This is a genomic window from Bradyrhizobium sp. SRS-191, from assembly GCF_024586915.1.
Classification (GTDB): Bacteria; Pseudomonadota; Alphaproteobacteria; order Rhizobiales; family Xanthobacteraceae; genus Bradyrhizobium.
Window position 1 is genome coordinate 72,582 of record NZ_JANBVS010000026.1, and the last position, 21,045, is coordinate 93,626.

The following is a 21,045-nucleotide window of genomic DNA, read 5'->3' on the forward strand; positions in this document are numbered from 1 at the left end:
GGACAGTATGACCATCACCCGCAAGATCCGCTCGGCCATTCATCACCGCATCGTCGAGGCCAACGGCTTCGTCTTCATCGGCGGCACCATCGCCGACGACACCTCGGTCTCGATGGGCGAGCAGACGCGGAACATCCTCGGCAAGATCGACGGCTTCCTCAAGGAAGCGGGCACCGACAAGTCGCGCGTCGTCTCCGGCCAGATCTTCGTCACGGATCTCTCGAAGAAGAAGGAGATGGACGCGGCCTGGACCGAGTTCTTCGGCGACGATCTGCCGGTCCGCGCCACGGTCGGCGTCTCCGACCTCGGCGGCGGCGCGTTGATCGAGATCGTGATCACCGCGGTCAAAGGCTGAGCAGCGCAATCAGACGGTCGGTCTCTTGATGACGCGCGGAGCTTGCTCCGCGCGTCATTTGCTTTCCTCGCGATTTCGATCAAACATGGCGCATCTCGTCACCGCTTTCGCTGAGGGAAGCCGCCCGCATGATCGACGCGCCCAGCCTGCCATCTCCCTCCGCCGGCCTGGATGCGGTGTTCGCTCACATCGACAGCCGCAAGCAGGATTTCCTCGCGCGCGTCATGGACTATGTCCGCCATCCCTCGATCAGCGCGCACAATGTCGGCATCACCGAGGTGGCCGCGTTGCTGGTGACGATGCTGCGGGAGATCGGGCTCGAGGCCGACACGGTGCCGACGGCGGGGCATCCGATGGTGCTGGGGCGCTGGCACAACAAGCCTGATGCGCCGACCGTGCTGCTCTATGGCCATTACGACGTGCAGCCGCCGGACCCGCTCGATCTGTGGCTGAGCCCGCCGTTCGAGCCGACGATCCGCGACGGCCGAATCTATGCGCGCGGTATCGGCGACAACAAGGGCCAGCATTTCGCGCAGCTGATGGCGATCGAATCCCATCTCAAGGTGCATGGCGAGCTGCCCTGCAACGTCATCGTGTTGCTCGAAGGCGAGGAGGAAATCGGCAGCCCCCGCATCGCCGACTTCGTCGCCGCGCATCGTGAGCGGCTGAAGGCCGATTTCGTGGTCACTGCTGACGGCCCGATGCATCCCTCGGGACGGCCGACGATGACCTATGGTGTCCGCGGCATGTGCTCGTTCGAGCTGCGCGCCCGGCATGCGAATCGTGACGTGCATTCCGGCAATCTCGGCGGCATCGTACCGAACCCGATCTGGACCCTGGTGCATCTGCTCGGCACCATGAAGAACGCCGCCGGCGAGATCACCATCGAAGGTCTGCATGCCGCGATTGTCCCGCCCGGCGAGCTCGATGTCGCGGCCGTGAAGCGCCTGCCGCTCGATCTCGACGCCGCCAAGGCGAGCCTCGGTCTCAACCGCCTCGATGCGCCGGCCGAACGCGGCTACTACGAAAGGCTGATGTTCCATCCGACGCTGACCATCAACGGCTTTCATGGCGGCTATGGCGGACCGGGCAGCAAGACTGTCCTTCCTTGCGAGGCCTTCGTAAAGTGCGACATCCGCCTGGTCGAGGCGATGACGCCCGATGACGTGCTCGCGAAGGTCGAGGCGCATGTGAAGAAGCACGCGCCAGAGGTCGAGTTCATCCCGCGCGGGGGCATGCTGCCGTCGCGCGTGCCGCTCGATTCGCCATTCGCGGCGATTATCCGCGATGCGATCGCGCTGGCGCAAGGCGTGAGGCCGCTCGAATTCCCCTGCACCGGCGGCAGCCTGCCGGACTACGTCTTCACCAAGATCCTCGGCGTGCCCGCCTTCGTCGTCCCCTACGCGAATGCCGACGAGGCCAACCATGCGCCGAATGAGAACATGACAATTGATTGCTTTCATAACGGAATCCGAACCGGAGCGGCGCTGCTCGACCGCGTTGGCGCGAGCCGTGGCTGATGCTGGCGCCCGCTCATCACGATTTTTTGCGCCGCCGGTGTGGTCATCGCGCGGCCACGAAACGATGGCATTGAGCCCGCGTTCCCTGATGGTGCGGTCCGAATCGATCACGCGCGGCGACATCGCGCATGGATTAACGCAGTTGATATCGCCTAATCTCGATGCGAATTAGTAACCGTGGCTTCAGGGCTCGGAGCTGGCAGATGCACGACCCCGTTGACCTTTCGCGTGATCATACGAGTTCCATCGGAGCCGCCGCGCATGGCGAGCTGGAGAGCGCCGCGGCCGTGACGATCGCGCCTGAGATCCAGCTCGACAAACTCCCCGCCATCGGTGCGACGACGGAGTGTCACGACGCGACCGATGCGCGTGACGACCGTGACGGCTCGGAGCGCACCGCAAAGCCCGGGCTCGTCACGCCGACGATGTGGCGGTGAACCGCGCCCTGACCTCGCAGGCGCCGATCAGGACTTGCGTTCCGTCGGCGCCGTGACCGGATCAGCCGTCCCCCCTGACGATCTCTGGTCCTGCTGCTTCAGCTGCTTCTCGATCGTTTCGCGCGAGCCCTCAGCCGGCTCCTTGTCGAATGGGCTCTGTCGTTCCTGCGTGGGCTGCTCCTTCATCTCGCTCTCCTTCTGCATGTGAGGCGAACGGCGGCGTGGGGGAGGCGTTCCAACCAGCTACGTGGTCCGCGCGGCGTGCGACAAAGAAGCGGCGGCCGGATTGGAACGTTCGGCCGGAGCGGCCGGTTGGGCGGACAGGAGTTACGCTCTCACCAACGACAACAGGAACGCGAGACATGAGCAACAAAGCGCGGGATATTTTCATCCTCGGCCTCCGCAACGCCCATGCCATGGAGATTCAGGCGCGGGAATTGATGGAGCGGCAGTCCGAGCGGATGGACGACTATCCGGAGGTCAAGGCAAAGCTGCAGACGCATCTGCAGGAAACCAATGAGCAGTTGAAGCGACTCGAGCAGTGCCTGAGCGCATGTGGCGAGAGCAACTCGACGCTCAAGGACACGATGCAGTCCGGGATGGCCAATCTGATGGCCATGGGACATGCGATGTCCGGCGACGAGATCCTGAAGAACACCTTCGCCAACAACGCGTTCGAAAATTTCGAGATCGCCGCCTACAAGTCGCTGATCGCGCTCTGCGGCGCTGCCGGCGTCGAGGAAGCCCGTGGTCCGCTGCAGCAGTCGCTGCAGGAGGAGGAGCGGATGGCGGAGTGGGTGGATTCCAACGTCGAGAAGGTCACGCTGCAATTCGTCCAGCACGAGGAGCGGCAGGCAGCCTGATCGGCGGTATCTCGAGGCTGGTTCGGGAACCCGTCAACTTGACAGCAACCTCCGGTATCATCCGGATACCCGCGACTCAGTTGATGAGGTACACCAGATCCAGCCCTTCTTGGGGCGTTTCCTCCCTGGACTTGGGCCGCCTGCACGGAATGTGCGGGCGGCTTCTTTCTTTGGAGGTTGGCCGGTCAATCGCTGTCCTGGATCTGCACCCAGGGCCGCGCGCCGGCGTCTTGCTGCTCGAAGCGCGAGATATCTCCGGCCAGTGATGCCGTGAGATCGAGATCATCCCAGCCGTTCAAGAGCTTGGTGCGCCAGATTGGATCGACGGCGAAGGTAAACGTGCGGTTACCTAATCGGATGAGACTGTCGCGGAGATCGACCGTGATGTGGGAGGCCGTCGTCTGCAGCAGAGTCAGGATCTCCTCCGCATCGGTCTCGCTCACCTGCGCAGGCAGCAATCCGTTGTTGACGGCATTCGAGGCGAAGATGTCGCCGAAGCTCGGCGCGATCACGCAGCGGAAGCCGAAATCGACCAGCGCGTAGACCGCGGCCTCGCGCGAAGATCCCGCGCCGAAATTGCGCCGCGTGACCAATACCCCGGCGGCCTGCGCAGAGGTTGAGTTGAGCGGAAAGTCGGGCCGCCTCTCGCCGCTCTCATCGAACCGCAAGTCATGGAGCAGATATTGCCCGTAGCCGTCGGCACGCGAGCGCTTCATGAAGCGCGCCGGGATCAGCTGATCGGTGTCGATGCTGGCGAGCGGCAGCGCGCAGGCCGATGTCGTGAGGATCTCGAACGGCTTCATGCATCGCTCCTCAGCAGCGGCCGCACGTCGGCGAGATGCCCGGTGATCGCGGCGGCGGCGACCATCGCCGGCGACATCAGGTGCGTGCGCGCGCCGGGCCCTTGGCGGCCCTTGAAGTTGCGGTTGGTGGTCGACGCGCAGCGCTCGCCAGATGGTACGAGATCGCCGTTCATGCCGACGCACATCGAACAGCCCGAGCCGACCCAATCGAGACCGGCGTCGATGAAGATGCGGTCGAGGCCTTCCTGCTCGGCCTGCTGCTTGACGAGATGCGAGCCGGGCGACACCAGTCCCGGCACGCGCGCCTTGCGGCCGGCGAGCACGCTGGCGGCCGCGCGGAGATCCTCGATGCGGCTGTTGGTGCAGGAGCCGATGAAGACGCGGTCGATCCTGATCGTGTCGAGCGGCTGGCCCGGCGTGAGCCCCATATACTCGATCGCCTCGCGGATATGGCTCGCGCGCGAGGCATCGTCCATGGCCGCCGGATCCGGCACGGAGGCTACGATCGGCAGCGCGTCCTCGGGACTGATGCCCCAGGTCACGGTCGGCGCGATGTCCATTCCTCGAAGCACGATCTCGCGATCGAACACAGCGTCGGCATTCGTCGGGAGCTTGCGCCAGGCGGCGATGGCGCGATCGAGGATATCTCCCACGGGCGCGAACGGCCGTCCCTTCACATAGGCGAAGGTGCTCTCGTCGGGCGCGATCATGCCGCAGCGGGCGCCGCTCTCGATCGAGAGGTTGCACAGCGTCAGGCGGCCTTCCATCGACAAAGCGCGGATCGCCGTTCCCGCATATTCGATCGCATGGCCCTGCGCCCCGTCGGCGCCGATCGTGGCAATGATGGAGAGCGCGATATCCTTGGCGGTGATATCAGGCGCGGTGGCGCCGTCGATCGTGATGCGCATCCGCTTCGGCTGCTTCTGCCACAGGGTCTGCGTCAGCAGCACGTGCGCGACTTCGGAGGCGCCGATGCCGAACGCCAGCGCGCCGAACGCGCCATGCGTCGAGGTGTGGCTGTCGCCGCAGACCATGGTGAGGCCGGGCAAGGTCAAGCCTTGTTCTGGACCGACGACGTGGACGATGCCCTGGCGCGGATCGTCGAAGCCGAAGATCCGGATGTCGTTCGCCCGGCAATTGTCGTCGAGCTGGCGGATCATGCCGGCGATGTCAGGCGCGATCTCGCTGAGGACGCGTGTGCGCGTCGGCACGTAGTGATCGGCGACGCCGATCGTCAGATCCGGCCGCCGCACCTTGGCGCGCTTGTCCTTGAGCTTGTTGAAGGCATGGAACGAGCCCTCATGCACGAGGTGGCGGTCGATGAACAACAGCTCCGCGCCGTCCTCGCGGCGCGTCACCACATGCGCATCCCAGACCTTGTCGAACAGCGTTCGCGGCTGCCCTGTTCCCGTCATTCTCGAACGTCCTCAGTTGAGCGCCTCATCGACGCAGCAGGTCGTGTCGTATGTCCGAGCGCCGCAGGGAAGGGGGCGCGCGCGGCCATGTGGCCCTGATAGATCGCTTCGAGCGCCGTGCGCGGCGCATTGTTGTCGCCCACCTGCAGCACCGGCAAACCGGCGCGCCGCAGGGCGAGATAGAGCGACTGATCGGTGCTGTTGTGATCGACGGCGACCAGCGCCGAGAAGCCGGCGAGGCGCTCGACATCGCCGGTCGAGAGATCCTCGACCTCCAGGGTCTGACCATCATACGCGCGAACGGCGCGCAAGGTCGCGATCCGCACCTTGCGCTCACGCAGGCGGCGGCTGTTCGCCAGCGTCGAATAGATCGTCGTACGCCAAGCATAGCTCGTGGCCGGAACGAACAGGGTCACGGCCTTGCCGAGATCGGCGAAATGTTCCAGCGCGGCGAGCGTGCCCCATTCGCCGGTGCGGTCGAACACCGCAATCGATCCACCGAGCTTCTCCGGCTGATGCAGCGCATCGGGCAGGGTGAATACCGGACCGCCGCCCGCAATGGGCATGGCGGTCGTGGTCGAGCCCGTCGCCAGGACGATGCGGTCGGCGCCGAAAGCAACGATCTCGGCCGCGTTCGCTTGCGTGTTGAAGACGATGGTCACGCCGAGCCGCGTCAGGGCCGCGACCTGGAATTCGATGAACGTCTTGAAGTTCGCGCGTTTGGGCATCAGCCAGGCCGTGCGCAACTGCCCGCCGAGCTGATCCCCACGCTCACACAAGGTCACGTCATGCCCAAGCGCAGCCGCGACGCGCGCCGCTTCGAGGCCAGCAGGACCGCCGCCGACCACCAGGAACTTTCGGCGTGCACCGCGCGGCAGAGCCTCCGGCTCCTCGATTGTGCCTTCCAATCCCGCGATCGGATTGATCAGGCAGCGGATCGGCAGGTTCCGCTCGAGCATGCCGGCGCAGCCCTGGTTGCAGCCGATGCAGCGGCGGATCTCGTCGACGCGGCCCTCGATCGATTTCCTCACGATCGCCGGCTCGGCGAGATGCGCACGCGCCATGCCGACGGCATCGGCATCGCCCGCGGCAATCATCGCGTCGGCCTCGTCGAGTCCCGTAAAACGGCACACGGCAAAGACAGGCGTTGCGAAGCCCTCCATGCGCAGCGAGCTTCGGATGCGCGCGGGCAGGGTGCGGAACGGCGACGGATCGAACGCCATGTCGGCCATCTGCGTCGCCAGCGAGTAGCTCGCGACATAGGCGGAGTGGGAGACGTTGACGAAATCGATGCGCGCGTGCCGCGCCAGCATCGGCACGATGCGTTCGGCCTCGTCGATGCCGAGGCCGCCGTCGACATATTCGTCGCCGCTGATCCGGATGCCCAGGCAGAATGTGTCGCCCAGCTCGGCGCGTAGCGCAGCCAGCACGCGGGCAGGGAAGCGCAGCCGGTTCTCCAGGCTGCCGCCGTACTCGTCATCGCGTTTGTTCGACAGCGGCGACATGAACTGCTGCAGCAGATGACCATGCGCCATCTGCAGCTCGATGCCGTCGAAGCCGGCCGCCACAAGATTGCGCGCCGTCACCAGATGGCCCTCGATCACCTGCTCCATGTCGAACTCGTCCATCGGCCGCGGCGGCAGCGCAGAGATCGACCATGGGATGGGCGAGGCGCCCCATGAAACCGTGCGTTCGAAATCGCCTTCGACCTGCCGTCCCAGGTGAATGATCTGGCCGAGCATGAAGGCGCCCTCCGCCTTCACCGCATCGGTGATGCGGCGGAACGGATCGATGCAGGCGGGGTCGAAGCCGCACACCGCTTGCGGCCGGCCCAGCGAATTGGCGTGGACGCGGATGGATTCGAAGATGATGGCGCCGACGCCGCCGCGCGCGCGGGCGCGATGATAGGCGAGGTGCTGCGCGCTCGGGAGATGATGCTCGCCGAAATTCGTGGTGTGCGCAGGGACGAAGATGCGGTTGCGGAAGCGCAAATTGCCGACGTCGAGCGGGCTCATCGCCCTCGCATATGGCTGATGCTGCGACAAATCGCGTGATCCTCCCAGGAAGCCGCCCATGGCTTGATCCTTGCTTCGATTGGGGGCGATGGAGCCGGTTGACCGAAGCTGTCATATTTCCTATACACCTGATGTATTGAAAGCAAGATAGCTCTCATCCACGGGACTCCTCGCCCTTGCGCACCGCGTCCGAGCCACTGAAGGCACGACGAATCTACCTGCTGCTGAAGGACAAGATCGCATCCGGCGAGCTTGCGGACGGCGAGCGGCTGCCCGGTGAATTCGCGCTGGCCGAGGAGCACAACGTCTCCCGTGTCACCATCCGCCAGGCGCTGGATCTGCTCGCCTCGGAAGATCTGATTCAGAAGAAGAGCGGGCTCGGCACCTTCGTGCATCGTCCTGCCTCGAAGGTGCGAACCATCCTCGCCGACGTCTCCAACGTGTTTGCGCATCTCATCGAGATGGGGCGCACGACGGATGTCCGGCTGTTGTCGTTTGATTACGTCACCCCGTCCGACCAGATTCGCGAAGCCCTGCGGCTCGCGCCCGACGAGCGCTCGCAGCGCTCGGTGCGCGTCCGTCTCGTCGATGGCGTGCCGTTCTCCTATCTCATCGCCAACGTCCCCGAGCGCATCGGCCGCAACTATTCGCGCGAGGATCTCGCGCGCATGCCGTTGCTCGAACTGATCGAGCGCTCCGGCTTGACCAGCGCCTCGGCGCGCCAGGAGATCAGCGCCGTGTTGTCGAGCCCCGATGTGGCCGAGGCGCTCGACGTCGATGTCGGCATGCCGCTCGTGGCCCTGCGCCGCACGGTCTACGGCAAGGATGGTCAGCCGATGGAGCATCTGCAGGCGCTCTACCGGCCCGATCGCTACACATTGCAGATGAACCTCGAACGGACGGGCGACGAAGGGCACCGGCACTGGAGCCCGACCGCCGAGGTGTACCGCAGGGAGCGCCCGCGCCGGCGGCCGCCAGTCAGGAAAGTGGGGAAGTCATGACGTTGAGCTCGAAGTCGCTGTCACGCCGCAATGTGCTCAAGAGCGGTGTCGCGCTTACCTCGATGCTGGCCGCACCGGGTCTGCTGCGCGCCGAGCCGGCGCCGGTCAAGGTCGGCCTGCTGCAGCCGATCTCCGGCGCGTTCGCGCTCGACGGCGACCTCGCCAAGATCGGCGCGGAGTTCGCGATCAAGGAGATCAACGACGCCGGCGGCATCAAGGCGCTCGGCGGCGCCAAGCTGGAGCTCGTGATCGGCGACAGCCGCTCCAATGCGGAGGCCGGCGCCCAGGCGACCGAGGAGCTGCAGTCGGCCGGCGTTGCCGCCGTGCTCGGCGGCTTCGCCTCGGGCATCGCGCTGACCGCGACGCAGACCGCGTCGCGCTACGATCTTCCGTTCGTCGTCGACTGCGCGGTGGCCGATACGATCACCGAGCGCGGCCTGAAGAACACCTTCCGCTTCAACCCGAATTTCAGCATGGCCACGTCCGTGGCGCTGAAGAACCTCGTCAAGCTCAACGACGACGCCGGCAAGCCGATCAAGACGGTGGCGATCGTGCACGAGGACGGGTTGTTCGGATCGGGCCTCGCCAAGATCATGCAGGAGAAGCTGCCGCCGCTCGGGTTCCAGATCGTCGAGACCATCGCGCATCCAACCCCCGCGCGCGACATGACCAACGTCGTGCTCCGGCTGCGCGCGCTCAATCCCGACCTGATCGTGCCGTCGCACTACTTCAACGAGTTCGTGCTGATGGCTCGCACGCTGCAGCAGCAGCGCGTGCGCCCGAAGGGCATCTACGCCGTGTTCGGCGGCGCCGCCTCCAGCTACCGCTTTGTCAACGAATTCCCCGAGGCCGCCCAGGGCGTGATGGACTGCAACCATTGGGGCGATCCGAAGAGCCCGATCACCGCCAAGCTGCGCGAGACCGTCACTGCCGCCGGCAAGTTCTACGCCTACAACACGCCGATCAACTACTCCCTGGTGAAGGTGTTCGCCCAGGCCGTCGAGAAGGCCGGCAGCGCCGATCGCGCCAAGATCATCGAGGCGCTCGCGGCGAACGAGTTCGACAGCGGCATCATGCCCTACGGCAAGACCAAGTTCGACGCCAAGGGCCAGAACACCAGCGCGCTTCCGCTGAATACGCAGGTGCAGGGCAAGGACATCAAGGTGATCTACCCGGCCGAATATGCCGACGCGAAGCCGATCTTTCCGATCAACGGGTGATTGGACCGATCAGTGTGCAGAGACACGGTCGAACGACTGCATCTCTGCATTTTGAAATCTCGCACCCGCCCCTCGGATAGTGCGCTCCCTCTCCCCGTTCTTCACGGGGAGAGGGTTGGGGTGAGGGGCAGCCGCACGGGTGGTGCGCGTGGTCAGACCTGTACCCCCTCACCCGGATCGCATCTGGCGATGCGATCCGACCTCTCCCCGCCCTAGCGAAGCTTCGCTTCGCCCCGGCGGGCAGAGGTGAAGACCGAGCAAGCGGCGAGTGGGTCGCGTACCAAGCAGATCACATGCCGCATCTGCTGAACCAGAGGATCTAATGTACTCGCCCCAGATCGTCGTGGAGGCGCTGTTGAACGGGCTGATGCTGGGTGCGATCTATGCCTTGATCGCACTCGGCCTGACCTTGATCTATGGCGTGCTGCACATCGTGAATTTCGCCCACGGCGCGCTGCTGACGGTGGCGATGTTCATGGTGTGGCTGGCCTGCGCGCGCTACGGGCTCGATCCTTATCTCGCGATCCTGTTCGTCGCGCCCGTGATGTTCGCGCTCGGCTATGTCCTCCAGCGCTTCATCATCGGTCCGGCCAGCCACGGCAAGGACAACGGCATCCTCCTGGTGACCTTGGGTCTTTCGATCATCATCGAGAACGCGCTGCTCGCCGCCTTCCAATCCGACACCCGCACGATCACCACCGATTACTCGTTCCGCGTCGTCGAACTCGGCCCGCTCTTGCTGTCGTTTCCGCGCGTCATCGGCTTCGGCGTCACCATCGCCACCACACTGCTGCTTTGGCTGGTGCTGCACCAGACCGACATCGGCAAGGCGATCCGCGCGGTGGCCAAGGAGAAGCTCGGCGCCAGCCTGGTCGGCATCAGCGTGCCGCACGTCTACGCCATGACTTTTGCGATCGGCTGCGCCTGTCTCGCGGTCGCGGCGGGCCTGTTGATGCCGTCCTTCTATGTCAGCCCGAAGACCGGTGCGGCCTTCGTGCTGGTCGCTTTCACCATCGTCGTGCTCGGCGGCATGGGCTCGATCCCCGGCGCGCTGATCGGCGGCCTCCTGATCGGCGTCGTCGAAGCCGCGTCCAGCCTGTTCCTCGGCGACAGCCTCGGCCAGATCGGCATCTTCCTGATCTTCATCGTCACCTTGCTGGTGCGCCCGACCGGCCTGTTCGGAGCGCGCGCATGACCAGGCCGCGTCTCACGACCCTCGCCATCATCGTCGTTGCGCTTGCCGTGGTCCCGTTCCTTGGCCTGTCCGGCGCATTGCTGAACCTGATGATCTTCATGATGATCATCGCTTTGGCCGCGCAGGGCTGGAACATCCTCGGCGGCTATGCCGGCCTGTCGTCGTTCGGCCACGCCGCGTTTTTCGGCGCCGGCGCCTATGCGATGGCGGTGCTGCAGACCCGCTTTGGGGTCAATGCGTGGATTGCGCTGGTGATCGGCATCGCGCTCGGCGCACTGGTCGGCGCCTTCATCGGCTTCCTCAGCTTCCGCTCCGGCCTGAAGGGCTCGTATTTCGCGCTGATCACCTTGGCCTTCGCCGAGGTCGCGCGCATCCTCGCCAATAGCTGGAATTTCACCGGTGGCGCTGCCGGGATCCTGCTGAAGCTGCAGACAGGCTTGCCATATCTGCAATTCGCCGACCGTCGCTACTTCCTGCTGGTCGCGCTCGGCTTCGTCGCGATCGGCCTCGTCGTCAGCTGGTGGCTGGAGCATTCGCGCTTCGGCGCCTATCTCGTCGCGCTGCGTGAGAACGAGCAGGCGGCGCAGGCACTCGGCGTCGACGTGTTCGCGGTCAAGATGAAGGCGATCGCGATCTCTGGCGCGCTGACGGCGGCCGCCGGCTGCCTGTACGCGCAGAACTATCTGTTCATCGACGCCAATGTCGCGTTCGGCTCGTGGATCTCGATCGAGGCGCTGTTCGCGGCGATCGTCGGCGGCTCCGGCACCGTGCTTGGTCCGTTGCTCGGCGCCATCGTGCTGCTCGGACTCGGCGATCTCACCAAGAGCGTGTCGGGCGGCATTCCCGGCATGGACCTGCTCGTGTTCGGCATCATCCTCGTGCTGTCGGTGGCATTCTCGCCGAACGGTCTGGTGATGCTGATGAAGAGCCTCGGCCTGCGTGCGCCGGCCAAGGCGAAGGAGGCGTGATGCTCGAGGTCAACTCCCTCACCAAGCGCTTCTCCGGCCTCGTCGCGGTCGACCAGGCTTCGTTGTCGGTTGCCAAGGGCTCGATCACCGGCCTGATCGGTCCGAACGGCGCCGGCAAGACCACGCTGTTCGCGATGGTCGCGGGCTTCCTGAATCCTGACGGCGGCAGCGTCAGGTATGATGGCCGTGACATCACGCAGCTCGCCCCGCATGTGCGGGCGCGCGCGGGCATCGCGCGCACCTTCCAGATTGTGCAGCCGTTCGAAGGCCTGAACGTGCAGGAGAACATCGCGGTCGGCGCCTATCTGCATACGGCTGATGCCAATGAGGCAATGCGCCAGGCCGCTGAGATCGCCAGGCGCGTCGGGCTTGGCGCCGATCTCGCCAAGGCCTCCTCCGATCTCACCGTCGCGGGCCGCAAGCGTCTCGAAGTGGCGCGCGCGCTTGCCACGAAGCCGAAGCTGCTGCTGCTCGACGAGGTGCTCGCCGGCCTCAACCCGTCCGAAATCCGCGACGTGCTGCCGCTGGTGCGCGACATCCGCGATCAGGGCGTGACCATCCTGATGATCGAGCACATCATGCAGGCGGTGATGAACCTCTGCGACAAGGTCTATGTTCTCTCGCAAGGGCGCATGATCGCCGAGGGCGAGCCGCGCGCCGTGTGCGAGGATCCCCACGTGATCGAGGCCTATCTTGGCCACGGCGCCGCGGAGCGGCTGCGCGCGGAGCAGGCCCATGCTTGAGATCCGCGATCTTCGCGCCGGCTATGGCGGGACGGAAGTGCTGCGCGGCGTCAGCCTCGACGTCAACGCGGGCGAGGTCGTCGCCGTGCTCGGCTCCAACGGCGTCGGCAAGACCACCTTGAACAAGGTGCTCTCCGGCGTGGTGCCGGCCACTGCAGGCACCATCCGCTTCAACGGCGCATCGCTGGAGAATGCGGCAGCGCCTAAGATTGTCACCGCCGGGCTCATTCACGTGCCCGAGGGACGCAAGATCTTCCCCAATCTGTCGGTGCGCGAGAACCTCGAGCTCGGTGCCTATTGCCGGCCGCGCCGAGGGCGCGCCGAGCGCATCGAGCAGATCTATGCGACCTTCCCGAAGCTGAAGCAGCGCGCGCGGCAATATGCCGGCACGCTGTCCGGCGGCGAGCAGCAGATGCTGGCGATCGGCCGCGGCCTGATGGGGGAGCCGAAGCTTCTGATCCTCGACGAACCGTCGCTCGGCCTGTCGCCGCTGATGGTCGAGGAGATGTTCGCGCTGATCGCGCGGCTCGCGGCCTCTGGCCTCGCCATCATGCTGGTCGAGCAGAACGTCGTGCAGTCGCTCGAGCTCGCCGGCCGTGCCTACATCATGGAGAACGGCATCATCACGCTCTCCGGCCAGGCTTCCGAGCTGAAATCCAATGCCGAGCTGAAGCGCGCTTATCTCGGTCTGTGACCAGCGCTTCCGCTGATAGTTGAGACAAACAAGGAAACGACAATGAGCCTGAGATCCACTCTGGCATCTGCCGAGACGACGATCGCGCCCGGCGTGTACGATGCGCTGACCGCGAGCATCGCCGCCGAGGCCGGCTTCAAGGCGCTGTATCTGACCGGCGCCGGCATCGCCTACACCAAGCTCGGCCGTCCGGACATCGGCCTGGTGTCGATGATGGAGGTCGCCGACACCATCGCCATGATTCGCGACCGCGTCGACACCCCGCTCGTCGTCGATGGCGACACCGGCTTCGGCAATGCGCTGAACGTGCAGCGGACGATCCGGCTGTTCGAGCGCATGGGCGCGTCCGCGATTCAGCTCGAGGACCAGACCACGCCGAAGCGCTGCGGCCATCTCACCGACAAGACCGTCATCAGCGCCGGCGAGATGGTCGGCAAGATCAAGGCCGCGCTCGATGCCCGGCAGTCCGCCGAGACCCTGATCGTCGCGCGCACCGATGCGCTGGCGATCGAGGGCATGGAGGCCGCGATCGAACGCGCCGAGCGCTATGCCGAGGCCGGCGCCGACGTGCTGTTCGTCGAAGCCCCGAAGAGCAATGAGCAGCTGTCCGCGATCGCCGGCCGGCTGGCGTCGAAGCGGCCGCTGCTCGCCAACATGGTCGAGGGCGGCTCGACGCCGATCCATGCGGCGTCGGAGCTCGGCGCGCTCGGCTTCAAGCTGGTCATCTTCCCCGGCGGCATCGTGCGCGCGCTCGCCTTCGCCGCGCGCGCCTACTACACATCGCTGGCGCAGGCCGGCTCGACCAAGCCGTTCGCCGACCGCATGCTGGACTTCAGCGGCCTCAACGCGATGCTCGGCACCGCCGACATCCTGGCCAACGGCGCCCGCTACGCGGCCGACGACGCGGAGGCGCGGGCATGACGACCTTGGATCCGATCACGCTCGCCGTGCTCAAGGGCCGGCTGGAGCAGATCGCCGACGAGATGGACGCGACGTTGTATCGCTCCGCCTTCAACCCGACGATCGCCGAAGCGCGCGACGCCTGCCACGGCATCTATCATGCGACCACCGGCGACACGCTGGTGCAGGGGCAGGGTGGTCTGCCGATCTTCGTCGGCGCGATGGCCTTTGCCGTGCGCGCCGTCATCGCCAAGGTCGAGAAGGACGGCGGGCTGGAGGAGGGCGACACCTTCATCTTCAACGATCCCTATGACGGCGGCACGCATCTCAACGACTTCCGTCTGGTCCGTCCGGTGTTCCGCGACAACAGGGTGTTCTGCTGGATCGCCTCGGTCGGCCACTGGCTCGACATCGGCGGCAATGTCGCCGGCGGCTACAATCCGAAGGCGGTCGAGAGTTTTCAGGAGGGCATGCGCATTCCGCCGGTCAAGCTGATCGCGGCGGGCCGCATGAACCACGACATCCTCGGCATCATCGAGGCCAATTCGCGCGTGCCCATGTCGAACTGGGGCGATCTCAACGGCCAGCTCAACGCGCTCGATCTCGGCGAGGGCCGCCTGCGCGCGCTGCTCGACGATTACGGCGACAAGACCGTCTCAGACGCGTTCGAGGCCTTCTCCGATCGCGCCGAGACCCTGATGCGTGCTGCGATCGCCTCGCTGCCCGACGGCACCTATTCGTTCGAGGACGTGCTGGACAATGACGGCATCGTGGACGAACCGCTGACGGTCGCGCTCGATGTCACCATCACCGGCGACACGCTGACGCTCGATTTCACCCGCTCGTCGGCGGCCTGCAAGGGTCCGATCAACATCTCGCGCTCGACCACGATCGCCGCCTGCTACGTCGCGCTGAAGCATGTCTTCACCGAGGTGCCGGCGAATGCCGGTTGCCTGCGGCCGATCTCGTTCGATATCACCGACGGCTCGCTACTCGCGGCGGGGCCGCCGAAGCCGGTCGCGGGCTACACCGAGACCATCCTGCGCCTGATCGGCGTCGTGCTCGGCGCCCTCGCCAAGGCCGATCCGTCGCGCGCGACCGCCGCGCCGTTCGGCACCATCAACGCGCTGTCGATCGCCGGCCATCGCAAGGACAACAGCCGCTTCGTTATGTTCTCGTTCTTCGGCGGCGGCCTCGGCGGCAACCCCGCGACCGACGGCCTCAACCACGCCAACAATCCGATCTCGACCGCGACCATCCCGCCCGTGGAAATTCTCGAAGCAGCCTATCCCGTGATGTTCACGCAATGGGCGCTGCGCCCGGATTCCGCCGGCGCCGGCACCCATCGCGGCGGCGTCGGCGCGGTCTACGAAGTGGAGTTGCTGGCCGATGCCGACGTCGCGCTGCTCGGCGAGCGCGGCAAGGCCGCGCCGTTCGGCGTCGCGGGCGGCGGCAGCGCCGCGCTCAATCATTTCGCGTGGCAGACCGAGCAGGGCGAGGCGAGCCCGCCGATGGTCTCCAAGATCACCGATCTGCATCTGAAGGCAGGCAAGCGCGTGCGGTTGGAAACCCCTGGAGGCGGCGGCTGGGGGCCGCCCGAGGCGCGGCCGGTCGCCGCTGTTGCTCATGACGTCGCGCTCGGCTTCGTGTCGCCGGCAAAGGCGCGCGACGTCTACAAGGTCGCAGTCAACGCTGACGGCGCGGTCGACGAGGCGGCGACGCGCACGCTCCGCGCCGGAGGTGCGGCATGAGCAAGCTCGGCACCATCGTCGGCGTCGATGTCGGCGGCACCTTCACTGATCTGTTTTATTTCGACGAGGCGAAGCGCAGCTTCCGCACCAACAAGGTGCCGTCGAACCGCGGCGACGAGGCCGTCGGCTTCCTCGAAGGCCTGCAGGGCTTCGGCGCGGTCGCGCATCTCACCTCGATCGTGCACGGCACGACCGTCGGCACCAATGCGTTGCTGGAGCGCAAGGGCGCGCGCATCGGCCTGATCACGACGCGGGGCTTCCGAGACGTATTGGAAATGCGCCGCCGCGACCGCCGCAACACCTGGGGCCTGTGGGGCGACTTCATCCCCGTGGTCGAGCGCGACATGCGCGCCGAGGTGGATGAGCGCGTGCTGTCGGACGGCACCATCCGCACCGCCGTCGATGTCGCGCAGGTCGAAGCGACCGCGCGTGAGCTGCTGGCCAAGGGCGCGCAGGCGCTGGCGATTGTATTCGTCAATGCCTTCGCCAATCCGGACAATGAGCGCCGCGCGCTCGAAGCCGTGCAGGCGATCTGGCCGAACGACAACGTCGCGTGCTCCAGCCAGATCCTGCCGGAGATCCGCGAATTCGAGCGGACCTCGACCACGGCGCTCAACGCCTATCTTCAGCCGGTGGTCGGCTCGTATCTGCAGAAGCTGCAGAACGCGCTGGCCGGCGAGGCGTTCGACGGCCGCTTCCACATCGTGCAGTCCAATGGCGGCGTGATGTCGACCGATGCGGCGCGGCGCTTTCCGATCCGCACTGCGCTTTCAGGCCCGGCCGCCGGCGTGATCGCGGCGGCGGAGATTGCCAAGGCGGCCGGCTTCCCCAACGTCATCACCGGCGATCTCGGCGGCACCTCGTTCGACGTCTCGTTGGTGGTCGATGGCGCGACGTCGCTGGCGGCGCAGACCACGATCGATTTCGGCCTCGTCGTGCGCACGCCGATGATCGAGATCACCACGATCGGCGCCGGCGGTGGCTCGATCGCCCATGTCGATGCCGGCGGCCTCTTGCAGGTCGGCCCTGAAAGCGCGGGCTCGCGGCCGGGTCCTGTCTGCTATGGCGGCGGCAATGAGCGTCCGACCTTGACCGACGCCAACGTCGTGCTCGGCCGCATCAATGCGGACAGGCCGATCGGCGGCAAGCTGAAGGCGCTCGACGTCGAGGCGGCGAAGCGCGCAATCGCGAGGCATGTCGGCGAGCCCTTGGGCCTCGGTGTGATGGAAGCGGCGGAAGCGATCGTGCGCATCGCCGATAGCAAGATGGCCGGCGCCATCCGGCTGATGTCGATCGAGCGTGGCCATGATCCAGCGCGCTTCGCGGCGGTGCCGTTCGGCGGCGGCGGCGCGCTGCACGTCTCGGCGCTGATCAAGGACGTAGGCCTGAAGGCGGCGCTGGTGCCGCGCTATCCCGGCGTCACCTCGGCGCTCGGCTGCGTCATCGCCGACATCCGCCACGACCAGGTGCAGACGCTCAACATGTTCGTCGACGGCCTCGACATCGCGGCGCTGACGCGCTGGATGCTGTCCGAGGCCGAGCACGCGCAGGGCGTGGTGAAGGACGCGCGGCTCGCCGTCGAGCGCATCGACACGCTGTTCGAGCTCGACATGCACTATGTCGGCCAGACCCACACCATCCGCGCGACTTTGCCGGCCGAGATCCGTGACGGCGCCATCGCGTTGACGGTCGAGGACGTCCGCAAGGCGTTCGAGACCGCTTATCAGAAGAGCTTCAGCCGGCTGCTGCCGGGCGTGCCGATCAAGATCGTCAACCTGCGCACGGCCGCGATCGGCGTGCGTCCGCGGTTCGACCTGGCGACGCTCGCGCCCGACAGCAGCGCCGACCTCGCCAAGGCGAAGCTCGGCAGCCGCAACGCCTGGTTCGATGGCAAGTGGTGGGACACGGCAATCTACGCCCGTCTCGATCTGCCTGTCGGCACCGAGGTCGCGGGCCCTGCGATCCTGGAGCAGCCGGATGCGACGACCGTGATCGCGCCCGGCTTCAAGGCGCGGGTGGATCAGTTCGGCAACGTCATCGTGGAGCGCAGCGTATGAGTGATCACATGGTGCCGGCCGCGCAGACCGCTGTGCTGATCGTCGATCTGCAGAACGACTTTCTCGATCCGAAGGGCGCCTATGGCCGTGCCGGCCAGACGGCGGCCGACATCGCGGCGCTGCCGCTGCGGCTCAAGCCGTTCGCCGACCTGATGCGGTCCACGGGCGGCTTCGTGATCTCGACGCAGTTCACGCTTGTTCCTGGCAAAGGCGGTGAGCCGCTGATCTCGCCGCATCTGAAGCAGTTGCGGCCGTTCCTCGCTAAGGGCGACTTCCAGCCCGGCGCGTGGGGACACCAACTCGTCGACATGCTGCAGCCGGCGGATGTCACGATCGAGAAGATCGCCTATTCGGCGTTCTACATGACACGGCTCGAATGGGTGCTGCGCAAGTGCGGCATCGAGAAGCTCTATGTCGCAGGGATCGTCACCAATGGCGGTGTGGCGTCGACCGTGCGTGATGCGCATATCCGCGATTTCGAAACCGTCGTGCTGGAAGACGGCTGCGCGGCCTTCACGGCGGAGACGCACGCCACCGCGATCGCGGCGCTGAAGCCGGTGTGCCGGGTGACGTCGATCGCTGAGGCGATGACGGAACTGGCGGCGTAATGAGGCAAGTTGCCAAGTCTTCCCACCTGCGGGGCCTCATGGTTCGAGACGCGCCCAAGGGGGCGCTCCTCACCATGAGGTTTTGGCACCTAAGGGGGGCCTGCACACCGACCATGAACACGCCGAGAGGCGTGTTCATGGAGAGGGGAGAGAGCGTCGCTGCGGATTCAATCCTCGTCCTGAGGAGCGCGCCGCAGGCGCGCGTCTCGAAGGACGGCCGCAAGCGCCGTGAGGGGCGCACATGAGCTCCATCGAAACCATCGATCGCGTTCCGGAGGTTCAGGTCGACTGCCTGATCATCGGCGCCGGCGCGGCCGGTCTCGTCGCGGCGTTGTCGGCCATCGAGACCGGTAAGAGCGTGCTGGTGCTGGAACGCGATGCCGTGCCGCAGGGCTCGACCGCATTGTCGGCCGGACTGATCCCCGCCGCGGGGACGCGCTGGCAGGCGGCACTCGGTATCAATGATAGTCCCGGGCTGTTCGCCGCCGACATCATGCGCAAGGCGCATGACGAGCCGGATGCTGCGCTGGTGAAGCTCGTGACGACCACGATCGGCCCGACCCTGGAATGGCTCGCCGACCGGCATCAGCTGCCGTTCTCTCTGGTCGACAATTTCACCTATCCCGGCCATTCGGCCTTGCGCATGCATGGCCTGCCGAGCCGGGCCGGGCGCGAACTGATCGATCGGCTGCGCAGCGCCGCGGAGATCGCCGGCATCGACATTCTCTGCGAGGCGCACGCCACGACCTTGTTGCTCGATCGCGCGAACCGCGTCGCCGGTGTGCGTTTCACGCGGCCCGACGGCACCACCGACGAGATCGGCTGCCGCCGCCTTACCCTCGCCTGCAGCGGCTATGGCGGCAATCCCACGCTGGTCGCGCAGCACATCCCGGAGATGGCCAGCGCCACCTATTTCGGCCATGTCGGCAACCAGGGCGATGCGCTGACTTGGGGCGAGCAGCTCGGCGCGGCAACGCGCCATCTCGGCGGCCATCAAGGTCATGGCTCGGTGGCGCATCCCGCGGGCATCCTCATCAGCTGGGCCACCATCACGGAGGGCGGCTTTCAGGTGAACGCGCGGGGCGAGCGCTTCTCCAACGAAGCGTCAGGCTATTCCGAGCAGGCGGCCAACGTGCTGGCGCAGCCGGATGGCATCGCCTGGACGATCTTCGACGCGCGTATCGCCGGCATCGCTGCGCAGTTCGAGGATTTTCGCAATGCCGTCGCCCATGGCGCCGTGCTCGAAGCCGAGGACATCGCGGGCCTTGCGGCGGCCTTACGAGTGCCGGTGGAAGCCCTCGCCGCAACCTTCGCCGACCTCGCGGCCGCGAAGTCGGAGCAGCGCACCGATCGGCTCGGCCGTAGCTTTGCTGGCGTCCCGCAGCTCGTGCCGCCCTATTGCGCGGTGCGGGTGACAGGTGCATTGTTCCACACGCAAGGCGGCCTCGTCATCGGCGATCACGCACGTGTCCTGCGCACCGATGGCACTGCGATCGACAATCTGTTCGCGGCCGGCGGCGCGGCCTGCGGTGTGTCCGGGGCCGATGCCTCCGGCTATCTGTCCGGCAATGGCTTGCTCACGGCGGTGGCGCTCGGCCGGGTCGCGGGGCTGGCGCGCTGAGCCCTGAGGGGCGACAATACCGCTCTCGACAACGAGAGAGGACCGCCCATGGCGCGCAACATGGCCCGCAGACTGATCGACATCTCCGTCCCCTTGCAGAACGACGTGCCGGCGGATCCGCCGGGCACGCATCCGACGATCACCTATATCGATCATCAGCAGGGGCTGCCGCGCATGTTGCAGTTCTTCGACGGGCTGAAGGCCGAGGACCTGCCGGATGGGCAGGGCTGGGCGGTCGAGCAGGTCAACCTCTCGACCCACAATGGAACCCATCTCGACGCGCCCTGGCACTTCCATCCGACGATGAACCGCGGCGAGTGCGCCTGGACCATCGACGAGGTGCCGCTGGACTGGTGCCTGCAACCGGGCGTGAAGCTCGACTTCCGGCATTTTCCCGATGGCTATGTGGTCACGGCCAAGGACGTCGAAGCCGAGCTCACGCGCATCGGTCACACCCTGTCGCCGCTCGAGATCGTCGTCGTCAACACCTCCGCCGGCGCGCGCTACGGCCATGCCAACTACGTCAATTCCGGCTGCGGCATGGGCTATGAGGCGACGATGTATCTGCTCGAGCGCGGCGTCCGCCTGACCGGCACCGACGGCTGGAGCTGGGACGCGCCGTTCGTGTTCACCGCGCAGAAATACGCCGAGACTCGCGACGCCGCGCTGATCTGGGAAGGCCACAAGGCCGGCCGCCACATCGGCTACTGCCACCTCGAGAAGCTGCACAATCTGGAGCAGCTGCCGTCGACCGGTTTCATGGTGTCATGTTTCCCGGTGAAGATCGAGCGGGCGTCGGCGGGGTGGACGCGGGCGGTTGCGATCATCGAGGGGTGAGGCACCCTCTATCAGCACGGACGCTGCAAACCTCTCCCCGCC

At 66.2% G+C, this 21,045-nt stretch carries 20 protein-coding genes; 16 read left to right on the forward strand and 4 right to left on the reverse strand.

Annotated features, from left to right (window positions below; all coding sequences use genetic code 11):
* Nucleotides 1-7 precede the first annotated feature (7 nt).
* From NLR35_RS31305 to NLR35_RS31315, 3 genes are all read left to right on the forward strand, one after another.
* On the forward strand, nt 8-355 hold the full coding sequence (locus NLR35_RS31305; protein WP_006613705.1) for a RidA family protein: 348 nt from the start codon (nt 8-10) through the stop codon (nt 353-355).
* 128 nt (nt 356-483) lie between these two features.
* The gene (locus NLR35_RS31310; RefSeq protein ID WP_257170399.1) at nt 484-1,875 is read left to right on the forward strand and encodes a M20/M25/M40 family metallo-hydrolase; all 1,392 of its coding nucleotides are present in this window, start codon (nt 484-486) and stop codon (nt 1,873-1,875) included.
* Nucleotides 1,876-2,078: 203 nt separating this feature from the next.
* The gene (locus tag NLR35_RS31315) at nt 2,079-2,312 is read left to right on the forward strand and encodes a hypothetical protein (RefSeq protein WP_257170400.1); all 234 of its coding nucleotides are present in this window, start codon (nt 2,079-2,081) and stop codon (nt 2,310-2,312) included.
* 27 nt (nt 2,313-2,339) lie between these two features.
* Here the strand turns inward: NLR35_RS31315 and NLR35_RS31320 are convergent, their stop codons facing one another.
* Complete coding sequence (locus tag NLR35_RS31320) at nt 2,340-2,498, reverse strand: hypothetical protein (RefSeq protein WP_257170401.1); 159 nt, start codon at nt 2,496-2,498, stop codon at nt 2,340-2,342.
* A gap of 176 nt (nt 2,499-2,674) precedes the next feature.
* On the opposite strand from NLR35_RS31320, the gene NLR35_RS31325 reads away from it, so the two are divergent.
* Nucleotides 2,675-3,175, forward strand: a complete 501-nt coding sequence (locus tag NLR35_RS31325) for a ferritin-like domain-containing protein (RefSeq protein WP_257170402.1) — start codon at nt 2,675-2,677, stop codon at nt 3,173-3,175.
* 185 nt (nt 3,176-3,360) lie between these two features.
* On the opposite strand, the gene leuD is transcribed toward NLR35_RS31325, so the two are convergent.
* Genes leuD through NLR35_RS31340 form a run of 3 tightly spaced genes read right to left on the reverse strand, consistent with a single transcriptional unit; the run spans nt 3,361 to nt 7,408 of the window.
* Nucleotides 3,361-3,978 carry a 3-isopropylmalate dehydratase small subunit gene (leuD, locus tag NLR35_RS31330; RefSeq protein ID WP_257170403.1) on the reverse strand — a complete coding sequence of 206 codons (618 nt, stop codon included), beginning with the start codon at nt 3,976-3,978 and terminating at the stop codon, nt 3,361-3,363.
* Nucleotides 3,975-5,393 carry a 3-isopropylmalate dehydratase large subunit gene (gene leuC, locus NLR35_RS31335; protein ID WP_257170404.1) on the reverse strand — a complete coding sequence of 473 codons (1,419 nt, stop codon included), beginning with the start codon at nt 5,391-5,393 and terminating at the stop codon, nt 3,975-3,977. The genes leuD and leuC overlap by 4 nt, the downstream gene beginning before the upstream one ends.
* Nucleotides 5,390-7,408: an FAD-dependent oxidoreductase gene (locus NLR35_RS31340; protein ID WP_257170405.1), complete on the reverse strand. Its 2,019-nt coding sequence runs from the start codon at nt 7,406-7,408 to the stop codon at nt 5,390-5,392. The genes leuC and NLR35_RS31340 overlap by 4 nt, the downstream gene beginning before the upstream one ends.
* 176 nt (nt 7,409-7,584) lie before the next feature.
* Between NLR35_RS31340 and NLR35_RS31345 the strand changes: the two genes are divergently transcribed.
* From NLR35_RS31345 to NLR35_RS31400, 12 genes are all read left to right on the forward strand, one after another.
* The gene (locus tag NLR35_RS31345; protein ID WP_257170406.1) at nt 7,585-8,409 is read left to right on the forward strand and encodes a GntR family transcriptional regulator; all 825 of its coding nucleotides are present in this window, start codon (nt 7,585-7,587) and stop codon (nt 8,407-8,409) included.
* A complete protein-coding gene (locus NLR35_RS31350; protein WP_257170407.1) occupies nt 8,406-9,629 on the forward strand; it encodes an ABC transporter substrate-binding protein in 1,224 nt (407 codons plus the stop codon). Before NLR35_RS31345 ends, NLR35_RS31350 begins: the two co-directional genes overlap by 4 nt.
* A 322-nt stretch (nt 9,630-9,951) precedes the next feature.
* Nucleotides 9,952-10,824 (forward strand): branched-chain amino acid ABC transporter permease, encoded by an 873-nt coding sequence (locus NLR35_RS31355; protein ID WP_257170408.1) that lies wholly within the window; start codon nt 9,952-9,954, stop codon nt 10,822-10,824.
* Nucleotides 10,821-11,792: a branched-chain amino acid ABC transporter permease gene (locus NLR35_RS31360; protein ID WP_257170409.1), complete on the forward strand. Its 972-nt coding sequence runs from the start codon at nt 10,821-10,823 to the stop codon at nt 11,790-11,792. Before NLR35_RS31355 ends, NLR35_RS31360 begins: the two co-directional genes overlap by 4 nt.
* On the forward strand, nt 11,792-12,535 hold the full coding sequence (locus NLR35_RS31365) for an ABC transporter ATP-binding protein (RefSeq protein WP_257170410.1): 744 nt from the start codon (nt 11,792-11,794) through the stop codon (nt 12,533-12,535). The genes NLR35_RS31360 and NLR35_RS31365 overlap by 1 nt, the downstream gene beginning before the upstream one ends.
* On the forward strand, nt 12,528-13,229 hold the full coding sequence (locus NLR35_RS31370) for an ABC transporter ATP-binding protein (protein WP_257170411.1): 702 nt from the start codon (nt 12,528-12,530) through the stop codon (nt 13,227-13,229). Before NLR35_RS31365 ends, NLR35_RS31370 begins: the two co-directional genes overlap by 8 nt.
* A 42-nt stretch (nt 13,230-13,271) precedes the next feature.
* A complete protein-coding gene (locus NLR35_RS31375; RefSeq protein WP_257170412.1) occupies nt 13,272-14,150 on the forward strand; it encodes an oxaloacetate decarboxylase in 879 nt (292 codons plus the stop codon).
* Entirely contained in the window at nt 14,147-15,880 is a 1,734-nt protein-coding gene (locus NLR35_RS31380) for a hydantoinase B/oxoprolinase family protein (RefSeq protein WP_257170413.1), read from the forward strand. Before NLR35_RS31375 ends, NLR35_RS31380 begins: the two co-directional genes overlap by 4 nt.
* A complete protein-coding gene (locus tag NLR35_RS31385; RefSeq protein ID WP_257170414.1) occupies nt 15,877-17,937 on the forward strand; it encodes a hydantoinase/oxoprolinase family protein in 2,061 nt (686 codons plus the stop codon). Before NLR35_RS31380 ends, NLR35_RS31385 begins: the two co-directional genes overlap by 4 nt.
* The gene (locus NLR35_RS31390; protein ID WP_257170415.1) at nt 17,934-18,545 is read left to right on the forward strand and encodes a cysteine hydrolase; all 612 of its coding nucleotides are present in this window, start codon (nt 17,934-17,936) and stop codon (nt 18,543-18,545) included. The genes NLR35_RS31385 and NLR35_RS31390 overlap by 4 nt, the downstream gene beginning before the upstream one ends.
* Nucleotides 18,546-18,786: 241 nt before the next feature.
* Entirely contained in the window at nt 18,787-20,166 is a 1,380-nt protein-coding gene (locus NLR35_RS31395) for an FAD-dependent oxidoreductase (protein ID WP_257170416.1), read from the forward strand.
* A 60-nt stretch (nt 20,167-20,226) separates the two neighbouring features.
* Nucleotides 20,227-21,003 (forward strand): cyclase family protein, encoded by a 777-nt coding sequence (locus NLR35_RS31400; protein ID WP_257170420.1) that lies wholly within the window; start codon nt 20,227-20,229, stop codon nt 21,001-21,003.
* The last annotated feature ends 42 nt before the right edge of the window (nt 21,004-21,045 follow it).